The 23277-nt window shown below is 51.4% G+C and carries 19 protein-coding genes and 1 pseudogene; 16 read left to right on the forward strand and 4 right to left on the reverse strand.

Annotated elements, in window-relative coordinates:
* Positions 1 to 5: 5 nt before the first annotated feature.
* Positions 6 to 1385 carry an NADP-specific glutamate dehydrogenase gene (gdhA, locus tag ACZYR9_RS05610; protein ID WP_488977486.1) on the reverse strand — a complete coding sequence of 460 codons (1380 nt, stop codon included), beginning with the start codon at positions 1383 to 1385 and terminating at the stop codon, positions 6 to 8.
* A gap of 282 nt (positions 1386 to 1667) precedes the next feature.
* Here gdhA and ACZYR9_RS05615 point away from each other — a divergent pair, with 282 nt between their 5' ends.
* From ACZYR9_RS05615 to ACZYR9_RS05635, 5 genes are all read left to right on the forward strand, one after another.
* Positions 1668 to 3398 (forward strand): ABC transporter ATP-binding protein, encoded by a 1731-nt coding sequence (locus ACZYR9_RS05615; protein WP_488977487.1) that lies wholly within the window; start codon positions 1668 to 1670, stop codon positions 3396 to 3398.
* Complete coding sequence (locus ACZYR9_RS05620) at positions 3391 to 4059, forward strand: ABC transporter transmembrane domain-containing protein (RefSeq protein WP_488977488.1); 669 nt, start codon at positions 3391 to 3393, stop codon at positions 4057 to 4059. Before ACZYR9_RS05615 ends, ACZYR9_RS05620 begins: the two co-directional genes overlap by 8 nt.
* Before the next feature lie 231 nt (positions 4060 to 4290).
* On the forward strand, positions 4291 to 5745 hold the full coding sequence (locus tag ACZYR9_RS05625) for a SulP family inorganic anion transporter (RefSeq protein WP_488977489.1): 1455 nt from the start codon (positions 4291 to 4293) through the stop codon (positions 5743 to 5745).
* An 84-nt stretch (positions 5746 to 5829) separates the two neighbouring features.
* Positions 5830 to 6165: a DUF1904 family protein gene (locus ACZYR9_RS05630; protein WP_488977490.1), complete on the forward strand. Its 336-nt coding sequence runs from the start codon at positions 5830 to 5832 to the stop codon at positions 6163 to 6165.
* A gap of 125 nt (positions 6166 to 6290) precedes the next feature.
* Entirely contained in the window at positions 6291 to 6842 is a 552-nt protein-coding gene (locus ACZYR9_RS05635; RefSeq protein ID WP_488977596.1) for a GNAT family N-acetyltransferase, read from the forward strand.
* A 6-nt stretch (positions 6843 to 6848) separates the two neighbouring features.
* Here the strand turns inward: ACZYR9_RS05635 and ACZYR9_RS05640 are convergent, their stop codons facing one another.
* Positions 6849 to 7643 (reverse strand): copper amine oxidase N-terminal domain-containing protein, encoded by a 795-nt coding sequence (locus ACZYR9_RS05640; protein WP_488977491.1) that lies wholly within the window; start codon positions 7641 to 7643, stop codon positions 6849 to 6851.
* A 186-nt stretch (positions 7644 to 7829) separates the two neighbouring features.
* Between ACZYR9_RS05640 and ACZYR9_RS05645 the strand changes: the two genes are divergently transcribed.
* From ACZYR9_RS05645 to ACZYR9_RS05665, 5 genes are all read left to right on the forward strand, one after another.
* On the forward strand, positions 7830 to 8942 hold the full coding sequence (locus ACZYR9_RS05645; protein WP_488977492.1) for a hypothetical protein: 1113 nt from the start codon (positions 7830 to 7832) through the stop codon (positions 8940 to 8942).
* A gap of 371 nt (positions 8943 to 9313) precedes the next feature.
* A complete protein-coding gene (locus ACZYR9_RS05650; protein WP_488977493.1) occupies positions 9314 to 9616 on the forward strand; it encodes a hypothetical protein in 303 nt (100 codons plus the stop codon).
* A 151-nt stretch (positions 9617 to 9767) separates the two neighbouring features.
* Positions 9768 to 12110: a xanthine dehydrogenase family protein molybdopterin-binding subunit gene (locus tag ACZYR9_RS05655; protein ID WP_488977494.1), complete on the forward strand. Its 2343-nt coding sequence runs from the start codon at positions 9768 to 9770 to the stop codon at positions 12108 to 12110.
* Positions 12097 to 12930, forward strand: a complete 834-nt coding sequence (locus ACZYR9_RS05660) for an FAD binding domain-containing protein (RefSeq protein WP_488977495.1) — start codon at positions 12097 to 12099, stop codon at positions 12928 to 12930. The genes ACZYR9_RS05655 and ACZYR9_RS05660 overlap by 14 nt, the downstream gene beginning before the upstream one ends.
* Position 12931: 1 nt before the next feature.
* Positions 12932 to 13429, forward strand: coding sequence for a (2Fe-2S)-binding protein (locus ACZYR9_RS05665; protein ID WP_488977496.1), 498 nt, complete (start codon positions 12932 to 12934; stop codon positions 13427 to 13429).
* Between the two features lie 72 nt (positions 13430 to 13501).
* On the opposite strand, the pseudogene ACZYR9_RS05670 reads toward ACZYR9_RS05665, so the two are convergent.
* Positions 13502 to 14731: pseudogene (locus ACZYR9_RS05670) on the reverse strand (ABC transporter ATP-binding protein); the annotation flags it as partial.
* A 162-nt stretch (positions 14732 to 14893) separates the two neighbouring features.
* Positions 14894 to 16546, reverse strand: coding sequence for a glycerol-3-phosphate dehydrogenase/oxidase (locus ACZYR9_RS05675; protein ID WP_488977497.1), 1653 nt, complete (start codon positions 16544 to 16546; stop codon positions 14894 to 14896).
* A gap of 584 nt (positions 16547 to 17130) precedes the next feature.
* Between ACZYR9_RS05675 and glpK the strand changes: the two genes are divergently transcribed.
* From glpK to ACZYR9_RS05705, 6 genes are all read left to right on the forward strand, one after another.
* Positions 17131 to 18612 carry a glycerol kinase GlpK gene (glpK, locus tag ACZYR9_RS05680; RefSeq protein WP_488977597.1) on the forward strand — a complete coding sequence of 494 codons (1482 nt, stop codon included), beginning with the start codon at positions 17131 to 17133 and terminating at the stop codon, positions 18610 to 18612.
* A gap of 20 nt (positions 18613 to 18632) precedes the next feature.
* Entirely contained in the window at positions 18633 to 19202 is a 570-nt protein-coding gene (locus ACZYR9_RS05685) for a glycerol-3-phosphate responsive antiterminator (RefSeq protein ID WP_488977498.1), read from the forward strand.
* Between the two features lie 183 nt (positions 19203 to 19385).
* Positions 19386 to 20318 (forward strand): carbohydrate ABC transporter permease, encoded by a 933-nt coding sequence (locus ACZYR9_RS05690; RefSeq protein WP_488977499.1) that lies wholly within the window; start codon positions 19386 to 19388, stop codon positions 20316 to 20318.
* Positions 20315 to 21136: a carbohydrate ABC transporter permease gene (locus tag ACZYR9_RS05695; protein WP_488977500.1), complete on the forward strand. Its 822-nt coding sequence runs from the start codon at positions 20315 to 20317 to the stop codon at positions 21134 to 21136. The genes ACZYR9_RS05690 and ACZYR9_RS05695 overlap by 4 nt, the downstream gene beginning before the upstream one ends.
* A gap of 27 nt (positions 21137 to 21163) precedes the next feature.
* Entirely contained in the window at positions 21164 to 22495 is a 1332-nt protein-coding gene (locus ACZYR9_RS05700; RefSeq protein ID WP_488977501.1) for an ABC transporter substrate-binding protein, read from the forward strand.
* A 57-nt stretch (positions 22496 to 22552) separates the two neighbouring features.
* Positions 22553 to 23263 (forward strand): glycerophosphodiester phosphodiesterase, encoded by a 711-nt coding sequence (locus tag ACZYR9_RS05705; protein ID WP_488977502.1) that lies wholly within the window; start codon positions 22553 to 22555, stop codon positions 23261 to 23263.
* Positions 23264 to 23277 lie beyond the last annotated feature (14 nt).

Raw genomic sequence — 23277 nt, forward strand, 5'->3', positions numbered from 1 at the left:
ATTTATTAAATGATTCCCTGCGCCAGCATAGCGTCGGCTACTTTCGTAAACCCGGCGATATTTGCCCCTACCACAAGGTTTCCGGGGTGGCCGTATTCTTCTGCTGCTTGTACGCTGCTTCTATAGATGTTTTTCATAATGGCATGAAGCTTATCATCCACCTCGTGGAAGCTCCAAGAATATCTCATGCTGTTTTGGGCCATTTCCAATGCGGATACGGCTACGCCGCCGGCATTTGCCGCTTTTGCCGGTCCAAACAGAACTTTATTCTCCAGGAAGACATCGATCGCTTCCAATGTGGAAGGCATGTTCGCACCTTCGCCTACAGCCTTGACTCCATTGGCAACCAGAAGCTTAGCGGAGGCTTCGTTAATTTCATTTTGCGTAGCGCACGGAAGCGCAATATCGCACGGGATTGTCCAAATGCCTTCGCAGCCTTCATGATATACGGCGTTTGGATGCTCCTTGACATATTCGCTGATGCGTTTTCTCTCCACTTCCTTAATCCGCTGCACGGTTTCGAATTTAATGCCCTCCGGATCATAGACATATCCGTTGGAGTCGCTGCAGGCGACGACTTTGGCACCCAATTGGGCCGCTTTTTGAATGGCATATAAGGATACGTTGCCGGAACCGGATATGACAACCGTGCTGCCTTCAAAGCCTAATCCGATGGATTTCAGCATTTCTTCCACGAAATAAACTGTACCGTATCCGGTCGCTTCGGTGCGCGTCAGGCTTCCGCCGTAGCCGATGCCTTTGCCTGTCAGTACTCCGGCTTCGTTGCCTCCGCGGATTCTTCTGTATTGACCGAACATATATCCGATTTCGCGGGCGCCAACGCCAATGTCGCCGGCGGGAACGTCTGTATCCGGACCGATATATTTAAACAGTTCCGTCATGAAGCTCTGTGTAAATCTCATGATCTCTGCGTCGGATTTTCCTTTGGGATCAAAGTCGGAACCGCCTTTTCCTCCGCCGATCGGCTGCCCTGTCAAGGAGTTCTTGAAAATTTGCTCAAATCCTAAAAACTTGATGATGCTGGCATTTACGGAAGGGTGAAATCTTAATCCGCCTTTATAAGGGCCAAGGACGCTGTTGAACTGAACCCGGAAACCGCGGTTGACTTGGACTTTTCCTTGGTCGTCGACCCAAGGCACCCTGAACGTAATGATTCGTTCGGGCTCGACAATTCTCTCCAAAATGCCCGCCTGCATGTATTTGGGGTGTTTCGCAAAAACGGGGACAAGCGAGAATAAAATTTCTTTCACCGCTTGATGGAACTCGTTTTCGTGGGGATTGCGCTTTATTACCGTTTCATAGACTTCATTCACATATGTTCTTGCTGCCAATTCATTAGGCTGTGCTGTTTCCAATGTCGCCATACTCGAACCTCCGGTATTTATTATCTATAGGTCAAATGCTATTACAACATTCAAATTATTTTTGCATATTTACATCAAGAAAACAATAGGATTTATCCGGAATGAGAGCGGTTAATAAAAGGTTAACAGATCTGACACAAATGTAACGTGTTATGGTATATATTCACCATAGATAATGGAAAAAATTTGCATGAATATATTTTTTGCATGACAAAATTAATTTATATAGGTACACTAAATAAATAAAACGGTATAGATCTCTATATAGGCTGGAGGCGTTCTATGCGGAATGTGATCTCGTTTTTGAAACCATACCGGTTCGCGATGATCATGGCATTGTTCTTAATGCTTGTCGAGTTAATGGTGGAGCTCCTGCACCCGCTGCTTATGGCAAAAATCATCAACGAAGGCATCTTGCAAAAAGAAATCTCCGTTGTTGTGCAATGGGGTGTCATCATGTCGGCTATTTCTTTGCTCGGGTTTGCAGCGGGTATTATCAATTCGTATTTTGCCGCTCATGTCAGCCAAAGCTTTGGACTCGAGCTTCGCAAAAGCATGTTTAAGAAGATTCAATCGCTTCCGTTTGCCCGTTTTCAGCAGTTTCCGACCGCTGGCTTCATTACGAGGATCACAAGCGACGTCACCCAGCTGCAAAATATCGTGTTTGCCGGTTTGCGGATTATGCTGCGGGCTCCTTTGTTTATGGTATTGGGTGTGGTCATGGCCCTGACGGTTCATTTTCAACTGGCCTTCATATTGGTTATCGTGATTCCCGTACTGGCCGGTTTTATTATCCTGATGTTGAGGAAGGGGGTTACGTTATTTCGTTTCGTTCAGGAAAGGCTGGATCGTACCAACGGAATTTTACGTGAAAATTTAATGGGCATCCGCTTGATTAAAGCATTGGTACGGGATCGTCACGAGATCAACAGATTTGCCAAGGCTAATGAGGATTTGATGAAGCGTACGGCCTCGGCTCTGCGGCTCATTGAGCTGACGATTCCGATTCTTCTTTTGGTCATGAATTCGAGTATTTTATTCATTCTTTGGTTCGGGAGTCTGCAAATCAATGCCAATCGTGCAGACCTTGGAGAGCTTGTTGCGGTTATCAATTATGCCGCGCGGATCATGGGGACCTTTTCGGTGGTGTCGATGATCATGATGAGCCTCTCCCGGGGCAAAGCTTCAGCGAGCCGGATATCCGAAGTGCTGGCGGCGCCTGCGGACGGAAGCAGCCTCCATACCCTAGAGTCCGCGAAGGCGGTGACCGAAGGGGAGCTGGTATTTGAGCGGGTGACCTTTCAATATCCGGGGACGTCCGAACCGGTGCTCAAATCGGTTTCTTTTACTGCACGGCCGGGTGAAACGACCGCTGTTCTAGGGGCAACCGGTTCGGGGAAGACGTCCTTATTCCAGCTTATACCGCGATTATACGAGGTGAGCGGGGGCGCTGTTTTGATTGACGGCGCCGATATCCGGACCATGAAGCCCGAAGCCTTGCGTAAGGAGATCGGCTTGGTTCCCCAGGAGGCCGTCCTGTTTACGGGAACCGTCAAGGACAACATTCTGTGGGGAAAAGAGGAGGCTTCGATGGCAGAGGTCGTTGCGGCAGCTCAGTCGGCTCAAATCCACGAAACCATTATGAAGCTTCCGCAGCAGTATGAGACTATCGTAGGGCAGAAAGGCGTTAATTTATCCGGAGGGCAAAAGCAGCGTCTTTCGATTGCCAGGGCCCTGATTCGCAAGCCGAAGCTGCTTTTACTGGATGATAGCACGAGCGCGCTGGATGTCAGGACAGAGGCCAGCCTGCTGGCCGCTTTGAGAAGCTTTCCGTGCACGAAGCTGATCATTACTCAAAAAATCAGCACGGCGGTGCGGGCCGATCAAATTCTGCTTCTGGATGAGGGATGCCTGCTGGCTGCAGGAAGCCATGAGGCTTTACTGCATCAGTCGGAGCTTTACCGTCAGATCGTCCGGTCTCAATTCAGGGAGGAGGACGCGGCCAATGTTTAAACCATCCGTAACATTTCATCCGGCAGGAGGAAAAGGACCTGCTGTTCACCCGACCCGCGAACCGGCAAACAGGGAAAAGCCTTCCGTCCAAAACGGGCGTCGCACTCTCAAAAAGATATGGGGATATCTCTCTGTTCATCGCGGGCTTCTCGTGCTTATTTTCACTATGGTTATATTAAGCTCTCTGCTCGGTCTTCTCGGGCCTTATTTGCTTGGAGTAACAATCGATACCTATATGGGAACCGGCCAGAGCAAAGGCTTGGCTGCGCTTATCCTGCTCTTGGCCGGAGTCTATGTGCTCCAATCGGGTTCGACCTGGCTGCAAAACTATTGGATGATCGGCGTGGCCCAGCAAACCGTATATGAGATGCGGTCGGATCTGTTTCATCATCTGCATAAGCTTCCGGTGTCCTTCTTTTCCAAGCGGCAGCATGGCGATATCATGAGCAGGCTCACCAATGATATGGACAATGTGAGTCAGACGCTTAACAGCTCGTTTATCCAATTGGTTTCCAGTGTGCTTACTTTTATCGGAATGATCAGCTTGATGATCTGGCTCAGCCTGCCGCTGACCCTGATTACGCTGTCGATGATCCCCGGCCCGCTCAAAGCCGACCTTTTCCGTCAAAAGGCTTTTGCTTTCTGCTGGACTTTTACATAAACGGCTACGGTTTCCATGTTGGAAATTATCGTGAGTCAGCCTCCATCAACCTATCTAATTTGCAAGTAAATGGGTGATTGTAAAAGAATGTTCATGGTTTAACCGTTTTCTTAAAGGTTTTACGACTAGAGGTATGTGGCTAAATTGTGTATAATTTTGATTTGTGAACATCGGCCCCGACTTTTCTGAGAGTGAAAAGTCAATCATCTTACATTATAGGAGGAACTATCTTTGAATTTCCAACAACTGAATAGATCGTGGTTTTCCAATACCCGTGCCGACATTCTTTCCGGAATAACAGTCGCCTTGGCCTTGATTCCCGAAGCCATCGCGTTCTCGATCATCGCCGGTGTGGATCCCATGGTCGGCTTGTACGCATCGTTTTGTATCGCCGTCATCATTTCGTTCGTAGGCGGTCGACCTGGCATGATCTCGGCCGCAACCGGCGCGATGGCATTGCTTATGGTCACTTTGGTCAAAGAGCACGGCGTGGAATATTTATTTGCTGCAACGATATTGACCGGAATGATCCAATATGGCATGGGTCTGCTTAAGCTGGGGCGCTTCATTACGTTTGTTCCCCATTCCGTGATGACCGGCTTCGTCAATGCTCTGGCGATACTGATTTTCATGGCGCAGCTTCCTCACTTTGTGGGCGAAGGCTGGCTGATGTATGCACTCGTTGCTTTGACTCTGGTCATTATTTACACGCTCCCGCGTTTAACGAAAGCCTTCCCTTCGGCCCTAGCCGCCATTATCATCGTTTCTTCTCTTGTCATCGGCTTTGGGATGAATGTAAAAACCGTCGGAGACATGGGTCAAATCACGAGCTCTTTCCCGGTATTCCACCTGCCTCAAGTGATATTCTCTCTTGAAACGCTGTGGATTATCCTTCCTTACTCTTTATCTCTGGCATTGGTCGGTATTCTGGAATCCCTGCTTACCGCCACCATCGTTGACGAGATGACAGACACGAAGAGCGACAAAAATAAGGAAGTCAAAGGTCAGGGAATCGCAAATTTCGTTACTGGATTTTTTGGCGGGATGGCGGGATGCGCCATGATCGGCCAGTCCGTCATCAACGTGAAGTCCGGCGGACGCACCCGTCTGTCGACCTTCGTAGCCGGAGTTTTCTTATTGTTCCTGATTCTCGTTCTGGGAGATATCGTGAAGCAGATCCCGATGGCCGCTTTGGTGGGCGTTATGATTATGGTATCGGTCGGCACCTTTGATTGGCAGTCGTTAACGGGACTCAAGAGGATCCCTCTCGGCGATGCCGCGGTAATGATTGTCACGGTAGCCATCGTCGTTGCTACCCACGATCTGTCCAAAGGCGTTATGGCAGGCGTTGTGCTGAGCGCAGTGATCTTTGCCTGGAAAATGGCCAAGATCAGAACGCAAGAAGAAGTACAGCAGGATGGAACCAAGCTGTACCGCATTTCCGGCCAACTCTTTTTCGGTACGATGACTCATTTTATAGATCAATTTCATTATTCCCAAGATCCCGACACGATTGTCATTGATTTCACCCAATCCCATGTATGGGACCATTCGGCGGTAACCGCCATTTCCAAGGTGATTTCCAAGTATCAAAGCTTAAACAAACAGGTGAACATCATCGGGCTCAATGAAGAAAGCAAAGTCCTGATTGAAAAAGTAGGCTTAGGCGCACCAAGCGGACACTAAAGCTGTACGCAGGCCTGCCGACAAATCCAGCTCACTCCTCCGTTAGAGGAGTGAGTTTTTTAAAAGAAAAGGGAGGATACACTTATGCCGCACATTATCGTTAGAGGCGTCCCCGTGGAGCAAATGCGCTTGATCAGCAAAGCGCTGGTTGAGGATTTGGCTGTCGTTTGCGAATGCGGGACAGATAATTTTATGATCGAGTGCATTCAGACGATATCCGTATTCGACGGGAATATCGTTGATTCTTATCCGTTCATCGAGGTGGCCTGGTTTGAACGGGGTCAGGATATTCGAGACCGCGCAGCGCAAACGCTAACGGCGCATGTCCGCTCAATGGGGATCCCTGAGCTGGAAATCGCCTTTATTGCCTACCGGGAGGATAGTTATTATATCAACGGAGAACGTTGTGACAAGGTATAAGCATAATTTGCGCCTTAAACCGGTACGGATAGAAGAGATGCTTGAACCGGAAGGCTGTTGCCTTTCTTTGCGTCAACAATTCACATCCTTTCCACAGGAGGTCGGGCGGCATATTTAAATACGTGATGGATGACGAAGTGGAATTAAAGCTGTTGGAGCCCGGCGACGCCGAAGCTCTATATCGGCTTATACATGCCAACCGCAGCTATCTGCGGGAATGGATGGCCTGGGTCGACACAACGAAAAGCTCCCACGACACCCGAGCCTTCATTGAATCCGCCCGAATCCGTTGGGCCAAGGGAGAAGGCATGACTACAGGGATCCTATTTCAAAATGAGCTGTGCGGAACGATCGATCATCATGCGCTCTGCCTGTTGAACCGCCGCACGTCCATCGGATATTGGCTTGCCGAATCCCACCAAGGCCTGGGAATCATGACCCGCGCCTGCCGCGCGATGGTCTCCTACGCCTTTGAGGGACTTGGACTGCACCGGGTGGAGATCCGAGCCGGAGTTAACAACCGGAAAAGCCGAGCCATACCGGAAAGGCTGGGATTCACCTTCGAAGGAGTCGCCCGCGGGGGACAGCGGTTATATGACCGCTATATCGACCTTGCCGTTTACGGAATCCTATCGCATGAATGGGATCCGGCTTCCGCAGCGGGAGGAATAACATGAAATGGATTACTCTTTGCTTTTGATTACAATCGTTACAGCATCATCGAACTTGCCATAAAATACATAGGAGTTCAAAGACTCTGCCACGGCACGCAGAGGCACGAAGGTCGAACCGTTCACGATTTGGGCAGGTACATCGAACGTTACCGTTTCGCCGTTGATGGTCAACCTCTTCTCCCCGATTTTCAGAACCAGCTTGTTGGTATCATCCGTTGCCGTTACGGTTTGCGTCAATCCATCCCATGCTACCTTTACGCCCATAGCTTCGAATATCGCACGCAGCGGAACCAGCGTGCTTCCATCTTTAACAAAAGAATCCACTTCGGATTTCACCGGGCTGCCATCGACATAGATATTAATGCTGCCTTTGGCCTGGGTCGGAGGGTGCTCCAACGTAATTTCCATTTCATAGCTCGTATCGACTGTGGAAACATCGCCTTTCAGCGCATCGTCAAACGGAAGATCAATCCGCTGCGTTTGGCCCGGATGCAAGTTCAGTTCCATCATGGCCGGGTCTTTCTCCCATACACTATCCGCAATGAATGTGCCATTTTTATCATAGATCTTGATATTCAGCTTATCTACCTGAGTTACTACGGAGGAACCGACATTAATAAACATTCCATGTACCAGCAAAGTGGTATTGCTCTCATACTTTGCCGAGTAGGAACAGAATAAAAGTTCACCTTGACCCTGAATGGAATCGCAGTCCTGTGGAACCGTTGCTGCTGTGCCTACGCCCGCAAATGAGAACATCAGTACGAAACTTAATAATACCGGCATCCATTTTTTTACCATCATTTAACCCCTTTTCCTCACAATTTTAACAGATTCATTATAGGTCATAGGAATTAGTACTACAATTACTTTTAAGGAAATTTTATACAAATAGCACTTGCCGATTTTTTTCTTTATTTGTTCGAATACAGCCGGGTTAATCCTGCAAATTCCAACGGTCCGATATTCGATAGTGGAAGGAGGTGAACCATGAACCGATACGAGCCTAAACGAATTATTTCGTTCTTAATCCCGCGCTGGTGGGTTTTCATAGCATTGCCGATTTGTCTTTTATTCCCTCTTAAAGCGGAAGCCGGCCTGCTGGAGGCGGCGGTGCCTTCCTCCATAGAAGGTGCTGTCAACAGTCTGGTTCCTTCCGTCAAGATGGAACTGCCGCAGGAAAAAAACGATCCGGAGTCTTCCGGGCGGAACCCCGACTTGGCAGACGAAAAAATCGATAAACAAAACGGCACGTCTGAATCGGCAGCGGAAGCGTCGTTCTTGACGGCTCCGGATCCCGGTGCAGCTTCAGCCCGAATCAACTTACCTCATATAAACGTCGGGACGCCGGTGATCAAAACCTCTATGTCCAAAGCGGCGGTCGGCATGCAAGCCGGCCATCTTCAAGCGACATTGCCTGTTGTTCAAATCGAAGCGCCCAACATAGAGATACCTGATTTGGCCGCCGCAGTCCCCATACCGGAAGTTAAGCTGCCTCCTGTAAGCGTCGGGACGCCGGCGGTGAAAGTCGCGGTACCCGGCCTTGTCGTGAAGATAGCTCCGGAACCGGCGGCTCCCGTCGATGAAGACAAAACGCCGGCAGCCAAGGAGATCAGCGTCCCTGCGGCCCCGAACGGTAGTCTTCTCCCGGACGAGGGCAGGGATGAGGGCAATGGGACACCACAGCCTAATCAGAAGAGCAAGAATGGACCCTTTGGGAAAACACCTGCCGTCCAATCCATTCCGCCCGTGACGTCCTCCAAGCCCGAAGCGGATATAGGCCAGTCCATCAAGCAAAAATCAGTAGAGGGGCAGATCTCCTGTCCTTCTGAGCATGAACACATGGATCCCGCCCCTTTCCAGAGGGAAACCGCTATACTGTGGCCGAACTCGTCTCTTGTTCCCAATCCCCCTTCTTCGTCCGGGGGAAATATTCAAGAATCAAGCGGAGCCTCCGGCAAAGTCATGGTTCGTTTCGGGAATGAAACGTTGATCCTGATCGCCGCAGCGAAGTACGATCATATTCGAAAGAGCCTGCTGGGCTCGGATCAATGGTCCCAACCCCCTCCCGGCATGCCCCCTGAACAAGCCTTCTTCTCATAGACACACAAACTAGAGAAGGAGTGTACTTCAGGATGAAAGATACCAAACAATGGGTAAAGATAGCAATTATAGCAGCAGGCATTGCAGCAACCATCTTAGTGGCGTATCAGATCAATTCCCCGATCGGATGATCATAAACTGGATCGGATACCGGGCATACGAACACTTCCAGCCTTTTGGCCAATGCAATGGAATCCTATAGCCCGTTGTTTTTCACTATAGATCACAGCAAAAAGGCAACCTGAACGGGTTGTCTTTTTGCTGCGCCGATGCCTGAGATGGCAGGAAAAAAGGGCCAATCGAAATCGCTTATGATCCTTGCTATAATAATCATATCCATCCTGAAACCGGATAGGCAAGGAGGCTGCACAGTGGCATTCGGGATCACCAGAGAAGAACTGACTCAATGGAAAGAAGCTGTAGACAGGGGAGAAATCGCTTTTATCACCCACTTTTGGCTGGAGCCGCGTTTCCCGGACATTCATACGGTAACCAAAGTGGGCTGCTCGAATCTGGAGCGCTTATCGGAATGGTGTACAGCCAACGGGTTAGATCCCCGATATATTCATAACCGTAATCCTTTTCCCCACTTTGATCTGATCGGCTCGAAGCAAGTAGAGATTTTGCAAAAAGAACGCTTGTGGGATCAATTGGAGCGTTTCAGATTGCTTTAAATGGTATCCGTCCAAGCTCTACATGCGCAGCAAGCCCATCCCCCCGTTTCCTTCCCTGAATTCATATATCGTACTAAAGAAATTCCCGATTCATATACTTTACTGACGTCCGGGTAGCGGCACGGTAAAGTCAACGAACGGGAGGGAAAGTATGGATCACCAGACGGTCATCGGCAAGAGTATCCCCAGGAAAGAATCGTTTGATAAGGTAACGGGAGCGGCCAAATACACCGGAGATCGCGCGGAAGCCGGAATGCTTCACGCCGCAATGGTGACCAGTCCCTACGCCCATGCCGCCATCGTACACATCGATACGTCCCAAGCCTGGCAGATCAGAGGCGTACGTGCCATTTTGACAGGAGAAGCCTGCGATGTGCTGACGGGCGAGGAAATCCGGGACCGGCCCATTATCGCCCGAGACAAGGTCAGATTTTTCGGCGAAACCGTCGCGGTTGTCGTAGCGGACAGCGAAGCTTGCGCGCTTCAAGCCGTCTATTCCATCAAAGTGCAGTACACCCCCCTGCCGGTGGTGAATTCCCCCACGGAAGCCATGCATCCGGAAGCCCCTTTAATCCACGAAAAGCTCGGGGAATATGACAAAGCTCCCGGCGTGATCTCGCGTCCCGGCACCAATCTCGCAAGCATCATTCAAGTCCGCAAGGGTGATATGGAGAAAGGCTGGCTTGCCAGCGAAACGATCATCGAAAACAGCGTGGCCTTCGGCCCGTCCGATCATGCCGCGATGGAAACGCGATGCGCCACCGCAGAAATAAGACCGGACGGCCATATTATCATCGAAACCTCCTCCCAAGCTCCTTTCGCGGTCAAAAAGTACATGGGGCTCTATTTCCGCATCAATCAGGGCAAAATTATCGTCAAAACGCCTTTCGTCGGCGGAGGCTATGGCGGAAAAGCCATCGTCCAGCTTGAGCTTATCGCCTATCTCTCTTCCAGGGCGGTCGGGGGCCGAAAGGTCAAAATCGTCAACAGCCGAGAGGAGGATATGGTGACCTCCCCCGTGCATATCGGCCTTGAGGCCACAGTCAAGCTGGGTTGCTCGCGGGAAGGAAAAATTACAGCCGCAGAGATCATCTACCGGTTTGACGGCGGCGCTTACTGCGACAAATCAAGCGATATCGCCAGAGCGACGGCGGCGGATTGTACGGGACCCTATGCCATCGACAACCTGTATTGCGATTGTTTGACCGTCTACACCAATCATCCTTACCCCTCCGCTTACCGCGGTTACGGCCATGCGGAGCTTACGTTTGCCATGGAGCGGGCCATGGACGCCTTGGCCGATAAGCTGCGGATGGATCCTTTGGCGCTTCGCTTGAAAAATATCGTGGCCCCGGGCGATACCAGCCCGACGCGCAATGTTCTGAATTCCAGCAATCTCGGAAATCTGCAGCAATGCATGCAAAGACTGCGGATACTGAGCGAATGGGACGACTGGACCGTCAGGCAGGTTGGCGCTCATCAAGTCCGGGCCAAAGGAATCAGCTGCGGCTGGAAAAATTCCTCGCTGGATCCGGATGCTAGCTCGGGAGCCATTATTACTTTCAATCCCGACGGCAGCGTAAATTTGGAAAGCGGCGTCGTGGAGATCGGTACGGGAACCAAAACGGTGCTTGCACAGATGCTCGCCGAACGGCTTAAGATGGCTCCGGACCACATTCATGTCCGCTTTCCCATCCATACCCAGATTACCCCCGAGCATTGGAAAACCGTTGCAAGCCGCGGAACCTTTATGGGCGGACGCGCGGTTTTGAAGGCGGCGGACGATGCCATCCGCCAGCTGCTGGATATTGCCGGATGCGTGCTCAGGGTCGACCCGGTGGACCTAGAGCTCGGACAGGGGATTATTTTTGTAAAAGCCGATCCATCCGTTCGAATCGCGGTTAAAGACATCTGTTACGGTTACAAGTACCCTAACGGGAATGCGATCGGAGGACAAGTGATCGGGAGAGGCCATGATATCCAAAGACAGATCACCTACCTTAATCCGGAAACGGGAGAAGGCAATCCCGGACCGGAATGGAATGTGGCGGCTCAGGCCGTGGAGGTTGAGCTGGATACCCGGGATTATACCTACCGGTTGATCAAGGCGGTCTCGGTGATTGATGCCGGAAAAGTGCTGAATCCAAAGGCCGCTAAAGGGCAGGTCATGGGAGCGATGTGTATGGGCCTGGGCTTTGGCAGCCGGGAAACCTTCCACATCGACAGCCAGGGGATCATCGATAACCCTTCGCTTCGCAATTACCATCTGATCCGCTATGGAGAACAGCCGGAATATGTCGTCGAATTTGTTGAGAACCCTTGCTTGGAAGCGCCTTTCGGGGCGCGGGGGCTGGGTGAGCACGGGTTAATCGGGATGCCGGCAGCACTTGCAAGCGCGCTCTCCAGAGCCGCCGGAGTTCCGCTTAACCGGCTACCCCTTTTCCCGGAGCTTGTGTGGAAAACGGTTATGGAGGCGCAGCATGAACCCGTATAATTTCGAATATCATCAGCCGGCCACAGTGTTTGAAGCCGTTCGCCTGTTTCAGAGTCTCGCTCTTCAGGGCAAAGAACCGCTTTATTATTCCGGCGGAACGGAAATCATCACGTTGGGCAGAATCCATCTGCTCCAGACCCGTGCCGTGATTGATATCAAACGCATTCCCGAATGCACTGTGCTTGCCTTCCATGATCAAAAGCTGGTTCTCGGATCGGCGTTAAGCCTGTCTCAGCTGCATGACTCTCATGCCTTTCCCCTGCTGGGGGAAACCGCAGCCGGCGTAGCCGACCGGACCTCACGGAACAAAATTACGCTGGGCGGAAACATTTGCAGCGAACTGATGTACAGGGAAGCCGTGCTGCCCTTGTTATTGACCGACAGCGAAGTTCGGATTGCCGGTCCCGCAGGGTGGAAGCAGGCTTCCATCCATCAGGTATTTAGTGGGCAGCTGCAGCTGGAAAAGGGAGAGCTCCTGGTACAGTCGATCACCGATTCAAGCTATATTCCTATGCCATATGCAGCCGTGAAAAAGCGGAAGGTATCCGCTATCGGTTATCCGTTGGTTACCGCAGCCGCCATTCGGACGAACGCTGCGATTCGGGTGGCCTTCAGCGGTGTATGCGCATTCCCTTTTCGGTCGCCGGCGATCGAAGCCGTAATAAACCGGATGGAGCTTCCGCTTCCGCTTAGAATCGAGCAGGCCGTCGCCCATTTGCCTGCTCCCATACTCGACGATATCATCGGGTCGGCGGCTTACAGGGAATGGGTCCTGAAAACCACGCTGATGGATATCATCCGCTCCTTGGGAGGAGAATAGCATGCAAAATATCGATGCTTATAAGGTCATGGTGGAGCTTCATGTAAATCAGGAGCCAAAAGAGGTTGTCGTCAGACCGGCGGACACGCTTTTGGATGCGCTGAGGGAAGGCCTGGGTCTGACCGGCGCCAAGCCCGGCTGTCTTAATGGCGACTGCGGTACCTGTACGGTTGCAGTCGACGGCTTGCCGTTGAAATCCTGCCTCATGCTTGCCGTGGAGGCTGCGGGAAAACAGGTGACCACGATTGAAGGGCTCACGGACACTCCCATTCAGCATGCTTTTGCCGGCCATGAAGCCTTTCAATGCGGCTACTGCACGCCGGGGTTCATTATGAATTGTCATGCCTTGATTCAAACCCATCCCAACGCAAGCGATGACATCATCCGCGATTGGCTGCAGTCCAATATTTGCCGGTGTACGGGATATCGGGAAATCAAGGAGGCCGTCACCTCGGTACTGCGCGGAGAAACCGCGGCAAAAGGAAACGCCCCTCCATAATCAAGAGGGGCGTTTCCCTTTCGGCAGCCATCTTACCGGCAGAGCTCGTTTGCAGGCGATTGATGCTAAGCATCAAGTTACCGGCTCATTTTGAAACTGGCTGTGAAACAGTCCGTAATAATAGCCCTTTTCCTTCAGCAGCGAATCGTGGGTGCCTTTCTCCATGATCCTGCCGTCATCGATCACTAGGATTTGATCCGCTTTCCGGATCGTATTCAACCGGTGGGCGATGACCACATTCGTTCTGCCTTTCATTAAACGGGATAAGGCCTCCTGGATTTTGAGCTCCGTGATCGTATCGATGCTGCTGGTCGCCTCATCCAATATCAATATGGAAGGATCGGCCAAAATGGTCCTTGCGATGGAAAGCAGCTGCTTCTGGCCCTGACTGATCCCGCTTCCGTCGTGGCTCAGCACCGTATCGTATTTTTCCGGCAGCTTTATGATAAACGAGTGGGCATTGGCCAGCCTGGCGGCCTGCTCCACCTCCCGGTCGTCCGCCTCCAGCTTCCCGTAGCGGATATTGTCCCGGATCGTACCTTGAAAAAGAAACGGGTCCTGAAGCACAAAGCCCATATGCCTGCGAAGGCTCGAACGCTTGATCCTTCGGATATCATAACCGTCAATGAAAATATGGCCCCGGTCCGCATCATAAAACCGGGTCAACAGCTGCACAATCGTCGATTTCCCCGCTCCCGTCGGACCGACTAACGCCGCCGTTTCCCCCGGTGCAATATGAAAGCTCATCTCTTTTAACATTTGAACATCTTTATTGTAAGAAAAAGTCACGCCTGCAAACGCAATGTCTCCCCGCAGCATCGTCAGAGGCACGGCCTCCTTCTCGCCCTTCTCTTCCTCCTCCTCTTCCAACACTTCAAACACTCTCTCGGCCCCGGCCACCGCAGACAGAAACGTGTTCCATTGATTGGCCAAATCGTTCAGCGGCCGTGTAAACTGTCTGGCATATTCGGCAAACGTAACGATCACCCCAATCGAGACCAGATCGTGCAGCGCCAGAAGCCCTCCCGCTCCGGCAATCACGGCAAAGCTCAGGTTATTTAACACGTTCATCAGCTTCGGGATAAAACCCGAATAGGTTTGAGCCCAATAGCCGGAAGCCTTTAATTTCTCCGCCTTCTCATTAAATTCCAAAATGACCTTCTCTTCCCGCGAGAAGGTCTTGACGAGGCTTTGACCGGAAAGCGTCTCCTCGACATAACCGTTCAGCTCCCCCAGATTGCGCTGCTGTTCTTTAAAATATTTGCCCGTACGCGCCGTAATCCACTTCATGCCAAGAACCATGTTAGCGAACATTGCGCAATTGGCCTTCGATCGGTGCAATTTGGGGGCTATACCGGACAATCTGATGTGCAGGATACGCCGAATCCGCATAATCATTAAGGCGTGAACGGTAAAGAGCCCCCGGCTCTTTTCAGGCAGAGGGGGGCTTTCCCATTTATACGGTTAAATGGCCTCTTTCGCGAACCTTAATCCGTCTCTCGCTTCATTTAAATAAAGGAGAGCGGTCTTGTCATCCCATTCGAATACATCCCTCATGAAATGGACGGTGGGCTCCAGCCAGCGCTCTGCGCTCTTATGGTCAAAGTTGACGGCCCCCGTGCGGCGGCTGAGGAAATCCAGAGGGCGGGTAACCATTTCTTCCTCCATGCCGTAGAAGAGAGAAGCCAATGCGTCGATCTCCAATCCGTAAAACGCAGACGCTTCACGCAGGGAGTCAAATTTGGCATACACCGCAGGCACATTGCTGCCGTAACGCCGGACAAGGACAGCCGCCTGCTTCTCGGACAGGCCCTGCCGGACGCCATACTGCTTCCACTTGGCAGAAAACGCATCAAAGCCTTCCGGAAAATCGCCGCCGGACAGCTTGATCTGATCGGTGCTGCAGCCCGGATACGTGCGGCCGTACTCTTGGCCCAGCTGCTCCGTCACCAGGTCAACGATCCGTTCGGCCATTTTGCGGTATCCGGTCAGCTTGCCTCCCGCAATGGTGATGAGGCCCGAGGGCGAGAGGAAGATTTCGTCCTTGCGCGACAGCTCGGACGGCGATTTGCCGTCTTCATGGATGAGCGGACGCAGACCTGCCCAGCTGGCTTCAACATCCGCTTCCGTAAGCCCGATGGAAGGAAACATGTAATTTGCCGCGTCGAGTATATAAGTCAAATCCGCCCTTGTCATTCGCGGATGCTCCAGGCTGCCTTCGTAATTCGTGTCCGTCGTTCCGATATAGGTTTTGCCGTCCCGTGTTACCGCAAACACCATCCGGCCGTCGGGTGTATCGAAATAAATGGTCTGCCTTAGCGGGAATCGGCTTTGATCGACGACGATATGCACCCCTTTGGTTAAGTGCAGCCGCTTGCCCTGCTTGGATTGGTCCAGCTCGCGCAGCTCGTCGACCCACGGACCTGCTGCGTTGACGATTTTGCTTGCCCGAATCTCGAAGGTGCGCCCTGAATTCCGGTCTTCCGCCTTCACACCGGCAATCCTGCCGTTCTCATACAAAAATTGCGTTGCTTTTGTGTAATTCACGGCCTTGACCCCGCGGCTCACAGCCGCCTTCATAATCTCGATGGTTAACCGCGCATCATCGGTACGGTATTCGACATAGTAGCCGCCCGCGAGCAGCTTATCCTGCCACAGCAGCGGTTCTTTGGCGATGGTTTCGCTTTTGGACAGCATTTTGCGGCGCTCCTCCCGCTTGACTCCGGCAAGCCAATCGTATACGTAAAGACCGACGGATGTGGCCAGCTTGCCGTACGTGCCTCCCTTAATAATCGGCATCAGCATCCACTCCGGGATGACGACATGCCGGGCGTTTTCATAGACGATGGCGCGTTCGCGTCCGACTTCCCGCACCAGCTTGACCTCGCCTTGCTTCAAATATCTCAATCCTCCGTGAACGAGCTTGGTAGACCGGCTGCTGGTGCCCGCCGCGAAATCCTGCATTTCGATCAGAGCGACCTTGAGTCCGCGCACCGCGCCGTCCAGCGCAATGCCTGCCCCCGTAATCCCGCCGCCGATCACCAGCATATCGTAAGCTTCCCCTGCCAGCTCACGCTGAATGTCATCCCGTTTTAAGCTGGAAAATGCTTGTGTCATGGTGTGCTCCTCTCTTGGAGACAGATATGCAAAAAAAGAAAAAGACGCACAACGGCATCATTGAATTTCATCAATGAAGGGTTGTGGTCTTTTTCCTCGTCTCCGACCCAGTGGTTATTATATTGCCCTCATCATACCCCTTTTTTTCATAGGTTGCAAGAGGCTTATGCGTTTTTTATTGAATAGGGAATTTATAACGACTTCTTTTCTAGGATAAAGTGCCCCATCTTTTCCTTCTCTTACTAACGGACAGCAGTTCGCTATTCCCGGTAAAGCGTCCATTCTTGCAGGGCCGGCGGACACCGGAGCCCGAATGGCGCCCGATTACTCATAAATTTCGGTAAATAGCGGCTTGGATACGGTTTCCAATAAAGGACAAAGCTCACTGTTGACGTGGTTGAGGTCATCCGCAATGGAGCAATAGGCAGCAGGAAACAGCAAGCAGGGCTATGTTCCTCTGGAACATCTTTACAGAAGCCGTAATTTCTTGTATCGTATGCTGCAAAAGAGATCGAAGGACTCGGCAGTTGAAGAAGCAAAATCAGGTTTATTTTACAGGAAAGGGAGCGATAGCTTTGTACGTCATGGCTCTTGATCAAGGTACAACGAGCTCTAGAGCGATTTTGTTCGATAAAGCGGGGCAAATCGTTGCCGATGCACAAAAGGAATTTCGGCAAATCTATCCCAAGCCCGGCTGGGTGGAGCATGACCCGGAGGAAATATGGGACGTCCAGCTGGAGGTCATGCGTAAAGCCTTGGCACAGGCCGGGATCGAGCCTCGGCAGGTGGCCTCCATCGGGATTACGAACCAGAGGGAAACTACGGTCGTATGGGATCGCCGTACAGGCCGGCCGGTGTATCATGCCATTGTGTGGCAGAGCCGGCAGACCAGCGATATTTGTCATGAGCTGCAGCAGCAGGGGGTTGAAGATCTCGTAAGGAGCAGGACCGGACTATTGATCGATGCTTATTTTTCGGGCACGAAGCTGAAGTGGATTCTGGATCACGTCGATGGCGCGCGTGACCGGGCGCAGCGGGGGGAGCTCGCATTTGGCACCATCGATACATGGCTCGCTTGGAAGCTGAGCGGAGGAAAGCTGCATGTGACCGATTACTCGAACGCCTCGCGGACGCTCATGTTCAATATTCATACGCTGAAGTGGGACGACGAGCTGCTGAACATGCTGCAGGTTCCGCGCTCCATGCTGCCGGATGTCCGCTCCTCGAGCGAGGTTTACGGATACACGGAGGAGAGCCTGCTGGGCGGCAGTATTCCGATTGCAGGCATTGCCGGCGATCAGCATGCCGCTTTATTCGGTCAAGCCTGCTTCGATGAGGGAACAGTTAAAAATACGTACGGCACCGGCTGCTTCATGCTCATGAATACCGGTGATAAAGCGGTTACATCCACGCATGGTCTGCTAACGACGATCGCCTGGGGGTTGGACGGCAAGGTGGAGTATGCTTTGGAAGGAAGCATATTCATTGCCGGCGCGGCGATTCAGTGGCTGAGGGACGGACTCAAGCTGATCCGTTCCGCCTCCGAATCGGCGAAGAGAGCGGCATCGGTTTCCGGGACGGAAGGCGTTTATTTCGTTCCCGCCTTTGTCGGGCTCGGTGCGCCTTATTGGGATATGGAAGCCCGCGGAGCCGTTTTCGGGCTTACCCGGGGAACGACGGATAACCATTTGATCCGTGCGGCGGTTGAATCGCTGGCGTATCAAACGCGGGATGTGCTGGAGGCGATGGAGGCCGATTCAGGCATAAAGGTACGGAAGCTTGCGGTTGACGGCGGCGCTGCGGCGAATAACTTTTTGATTCAATTTCAAGCCGATTTGCTCGGTACGAAGGTGGAGCGTCCGACGGTCAATGAAACTACGGCGTTGGGAGCGGCTTACTTAGCAGGTCTAGCCGTCGGCTATTGGCAGGGTAAAGAGGACATCGTACATAACCGGGTCGTTGAGCGGACATTTACGGCTGCTTTGGAAGAGGAACACCGGGATCGCCTGTATGCGGGCTGGAAGAGAGCCGTACATGCGACCATGCGTTACAAAGAAGGCGAATAAGGCTGAAAGGAGATACCATTATGAAAGTCGTCATAAACCAGACGATCGTACCTGCGATCCGCAATATGAAAGATTTTGACCAGCTTTTAAAGACGGATTACGATTTTCTCGTCCTTCTGAACGCCCATATCACCCAGGTGAAGCCGCTTGTGCGCCGCGCCGCCGAGCAGGGGAAGAGGATGTTTCTTCATGCCGATCTCATCGAAGGCCTGAAGTCGGATGAGTACGCAACCGAATTTTTGGCGCAGGAAATCAGGCCTGCAGGCATCATTTCCACACGCAACAACGTGGTGCTCACCGCAAAGAAAAAAGGACTTATCGCCATTCAACGCCTATTTATGCTCGATACGCTGGCGCTGGAAAACAGCTATGTCCAGCTGGAAAAAACGAAGCCCGATTATGTCGAGGTGCTTCCCGGAATTATGCCGCATATCATCAGGGAGTTTTTGGAGGAAACGAAAATTCCCGTGCTGGCCGGCGGCCTGATCCGTACCGAGGAGGATGTGCGGCTGGCGCTTGAAGCGGGAGCGACGGCGGTTACGACATCGAGAAAATCATTATGGCAGAAACAAGAAAACGGAGGCAATTAAGGGGGAAGCTCCATATTTTTTTGAAAAAAGTCGTTGCTTTATGTAAAATTTTGCTTTATACTTTGTGTTAAGTTAATAAAGCGGTTACATGAATTGGAGAAGACCATCAAACTGCACGTATCGGTTTTTTTGATACGTGAATTTGATGGTCTTCTTTTTTATTCTCTTAGAGGGGGTTGTCCGATGGAGAAACAGGCACAGCGCAGAGACGTAAGGGTTAACCATTCCCCTATCGCAAAGCGGAAAGCGGTGTCCAATTTTTTGTCAGGGATGCTGTATTTGGGACCGATGCTATTTCTCATGATCGTCTTCATTTTTTATCCTATTTTGAAAACGCTCTATTACAGTTTTTATTCAACCAATCCGCGAGGCGTTCCGGTATTGTTCGTCGGTTTGGACAATTACATTGGCCTGCTGACCTCAGACAGCTTTTTGACCAGTATGAAAGCGACGTTTCTTTACGTGTTGTATACGGTGCCTATTGGAGTGGCGTTGGCTTTGTTCCTGGCTGTGATTGCAAGCGAAAAACTGAGGGGTATCGAATTTTTTCGGGTCATATTTTCGTCGACCGTCGGTATTTCCGTCGCTGCAGGCTCCACGATTTGGCTCTTTATCTTCCATCCCAGCATCGGATTGCTTAATCGTGTGCTGGGTTATGCCGGAATTTCGCCGGTTGCCTGGCTGACAGACCCGGACTGGGCACTCATTTCCGTATCGATTACCTCGATTTGGATGGGGATCGGCTTTAACTTCATCATCCTTCTCGGCGGATTGCAGAGTATACCGGAAGATATTTACGAGAGTGCGACGATTGACGGCGCCGGTTATTGGACCAAATTGTTTCGTATCACGCTGCCGATGCTGTCGCCAAGCTTGTTTTTCGTCATTATTGTCACGGTCATCCACTCGTTTCAATCGTTTGGACAGATCGACATCTTGACGCAAGGCGGTCCGGCGGAATCGACGAACCTGATCGTATACTCGATTTTCCAGAATGCGTTTATTCATTATAAGTTTGGGGTAGCGAGCGCTCAGGCGATCATTTTGTTTATCGTCGTGCTTGCGATAACCGTGATTCAATTCAAAGTGGGCGAAAAGAAGGTGCATTACCAATGACAAGGACCGTGGCCAGTAAGCTACTCTTTTATGTTATTCTGACAATCATGGCCGTACTGCTGTTTTTGCCCGTCGTCTATGCGATTTCCGCCAGCTTGATGAGTACGCACGAATTGATGACAGGCCAGCTCCTTCCGAGCGTGCTTCATTTCAGCAATTATACGACAGCACTGGCCAGTGTGCCGCTGCTGAAGTTTATGTTTAACAGCCTGGTCGTTTCCACTGCGGTCATGCTTGGACAGCTTGTTGTCTGCAGCTTGGCTGCTTACGCCGTCGTATTTATCGATTTCAAGGGCAGAAACATTGTATTTTTTCTGCTGATCTCGACAATGATGATCCCTTGGGAAGCGACGATTATTCCAAACTACTTAACCGTCCTCAATTTGAAGTGGGTCAATACGTATTACGGTTTGACGGTACCGCATTTTGCCATCGCCTTCGGGGTATTTCTGCTGCGCCAGCATTTTATGACGATCCCCAGAGAGCTGTCAGAATCGGCTCAAATCGAGGGCTGCGGCCGATTCCGCTTCTTTCTGACGTTCGTCCTTCCTCTGTCGCGCTCGATGTTAAGCGCCTTAGGCGTTTATGGCTTCCTAACGACATGGAACATGTATCTGTGGCCCCTATTAACGACAACCAATGACCGTGTGCGTACGGTCCAAATCGGCATCAAGATGATGCAGGCGCAGGAGACGAGCACGAACTGGCCCGTTGTCATGGCTGGCGTCATGATTGTATTAATCCCGACGTTGCTTTTCTTGTTCCTGAGCATGAAGCAGCTCAAAAGAGGCTTAATGGCAGGAGCATTAAAAGGATAGATTATCATGAAAAGGGGATAGAAAACGATGAAATTCAAATCATTATGGCTCAGCTTCTTGTCGCTTGCGATTGTATTTTCCCTTATAGGCTGCACTCCGGAGGCAACGACATCCGAAGGCCGTAAAACCGGTGACGGTAAAATCAAGGTTACGTTCTGGCATGCCATGAACGGAACCCCAGGCGATCTCATTAAGAGTATGGTGGACAAATATAATGCGAGTCAGTCGAATTATTTTGTAGAAGCTTCTTACCAGGGGACTTATGAAGAAGCGTTGACCAAGCTGAAGGCGGTAGGCGGGACGACGGAAGCGCCTACGATTATGCAGGCTCAGGAAATCGCCACCAAATACATGATTGATAGCGGCTTCGTACAGCCCGTTCAGGACTTTATTGATAAAGACAATTATGACCTATCCAAGCTTGAAGAAAATATTTTGGGTTACTATCAAGTGAACGGCAAGCTGTATTCCATGCCGTTTAACACTTCTAACTCCATTTTGTTCTATAATAAAGATAAGTTTCAAGCGGCAGGTTTGGATCCGGAGAAGCCGCCGACAACGTACGTCGAGATTCGCGAGGCGGCCAAAAAGTTGACTAACAGCAACGATAAAGGATTTTCCCTTGTGATTTACGGCTGGTTTATCGAGCAGCTGTTGGCTAATCAGGGCGCAGATATGGTAGACCACGGCAACGGTCGCGATGCGATGGCTACCAAGTCGCTGCTGGATTCCAAGCAAACCCTGGACATTTTCAAATGGCTCGATGATATGAACAAGGACGGTTCCATCGGCAACTACGGCCGTAAGTTCGACGATGTTCGAGCAGCGTTCAGAGCAGGGAAAGTGGCGATGTTCCTGGACTCTACAGCAGGCACGCCGGGGAACGTGAAGGACGTTCCATTCCAAGTTGGGACGGCGTTCATGCCAAGCCCGGACGGTAATAACAATGGCGTAATCGTCGGCGGCGCTTCGCTATGGATGATGAACAGCGTGGCGGAGGAGGAAAAGGAAGGCGCCTGGGATTTCATGAAGTTTATGACGCAGCCGGAGACGCAAGCGGAATGGGCCGCCGGCACCGGTTACTTCCCGATCACAAAAGCCGCCTACGACCAACAAGTGCTGAAAGATACGTATGCCAAGTATCCGCAGTTTACTACGGCCGTTAACCAGCTGCAGCAAACGAAATTATCTTCTGCAACCAAAGGTGCCCTGATCTCGGTATTCCCGGAGGCGAGGCTGGAAGTAGCGACAGCGATCGAACGCGTCTATAAAGGTGAGGACCCGCAAAAAGTCGTAGAGGAGCTGAATAAGAAAGTAACGGGCTTGATTGAGGAAAACAACAAGGTATCGCAAAAATAATAAAATGTGCTGAGACAGACATCGTCTCAGCACATTTTTAAAACAGAGGTGTCAGGAATGCTTATTATTGCGCATCGGGGCGCTTCCGGATATGCTCCGGAAAATACGATTGCTGCCTTTGAGCTGGCGATAGAACAAAAGGCAGACGGCATGGAGCTGGATGTTCATCTCACGAAGGACGGTGAGGTGGTCATTTGTCATGACGATGATGTCAATAGGACAACGAACGGTCAAGGCCTGATCAAGGATATGACGCTTGAGGAGCTGCGGCGTTTGGATGCGGGCTCATGGTATGGCGAAGCGTTCAAAGGGACAACGGTTCCGACGCTGCAGGAATTTATGGCGCTTGCGGCCGACACCCCAATGCTCATCAACCTGGAGATCAAAAATCTGCCCTATTACCACAAAGGGATTGAGCAAAAGCTGATTCGTTCCGTTCATGAGCACGACATGCTCGACCGGGTCATTATTTCCTCGTTTGATCATTACGCGCTTGCGGAAACGGCACGTCTTGAGCCAGCGATGAAGCTCGGGGTGCTGTTCTCCACCAGAGTGATCGAGCCTTGGGATTATGTGCGCAAGCTGCCGTTTGCCTCATACAGCCTGCATCCGCATTATTCGTTTGTGGACGCGGAATATATTCGTCAATGTCACGCTCATGGCTACAAAGTGTACCCCTATACCGTTAACGAGGCGGAATGGGCAGGGCCTTTAGCCCAAGCGGGGCTGGACGGAGTGATCACTAATTATCCGGATCTTTTCCGGTGAGAGCGGGTAATTCG

Source organism: Paenibacillus sp. F024, from assembly GCF_057814255.1.

Coding starts and splice junctions, on each gene's coding strand:
- ACZYR9_RS05660 (WP_488977495.1), top strand. CDS start 12,097: ATGAACCCGTATAATTTCGAATATCATCAGCCGGCCACAGTGTTTGAA.
- ACZYR9_RS05705 (WP_488977502.1), top strand. CDS start 22,553: ATGCTTATTATTGCGCATCGGGGCGCTTCCGGATATGCTCCGGAAAAT.
- ACZYR9_RS05630 (WP_488977490.1), top strand. CDS start 5,830: ATGCCGCACATTATCGTTAGAGGCGTCCCCGTGGAGCAAATGCGCTTG.
- ACZYR9_RS05635 (WP_488977596.1), top strand. CDS start 6,291: ATGGATGACGAAGTGGAATTAAAGCTGTTGGAGCCCGGCGACGCCGAA.
- ACZYR9_RS05615 (WP_488977487.1), top strand. CDS start 1,668: ATGCGGAATGTGATCTCGTTTTTGAAACCATACCGGTTCGCGATGATC.
- ACZYR9_RS05620 (WP_488977488.1), top strand. CDS start 3,391: ATGTTTAAACCATCCGTAACATTTCATCCGGCAGGAGGAAAAGGACCT.
- ACZYR9_RS05675 (WP_488977497.1), bottom strand. CDS start 16,546: ATGACACAAGCATTTTCCAGCTTAAAACGGGATGACATTCAGCGTGAG.
- ACZYR9_RS05655 (WP_488977494.1), top strand. CDS start 9,768: ATGGATCACCAGACGGTCATCGGCAAGAGTATCCCCAGGAAAGAATCG.
- gdhA (WP_488977486.1), bottom strand. CDS start 1,385: ATGGCGACATTGGAAACAGCACAGCCTAATGAATTGGCAGCAAGAACA.
- ACZYR9_RS05700 (WP_488977501.1), top strand. CDS start 21,164: ATGAAATTCAAATCATTATGGCTCAGCTTCTTGTCGCTTGCGATTGTA.
- ACZYR9_RS05640 (WP_488977491.1), bottom strand. CDS start 7,643: ATGATGGTAAAAAAATGGATGCCGGTATTATTAAGTTTCGTACTGATG.
- ACZYR9_RS05685 (WP_488977498.1), top strand. CDS start 18,633: ATGAAAGTCGTCATAAACCAGACGATCGTACCTGCGATCCGCAATATG.
- ACZYR9_RS05645 (WP_488977492.1), top strand. CDS start 7,830: ATGAACCGATACGAGCCTAAACGAATTATTTCGTTCTTAATCCCGCGC.
- glpK (WP_488977597.1), top strand. CDS start 17,131: ATGGCTCTTGATCAAGGTACAACGAGCTCTAGAGCGATTTTGTTCGAT.
- ACZYR9_RS05665 (WP_488977496.1), top strand. CDS start 12,932: ATGCAAAATATCGATGCTTATAAGGTCATGGTGGAGCTTCATGTAAAT.
- ACZYR9_RS05690 (WP_488977499.1), top strand. CDS start 19,386: ATGGAGAAACAGGCACAGCGCAGAGACGTAAGGGTTAACCATTCCCCT.
- ACZYR9_RS05695 (WP_488977500.1), top strand. CDS start 20,315: ATGACAAGGACCGTGGCCAGTAAGCTACTCTTTTATGTTATTCTGACA.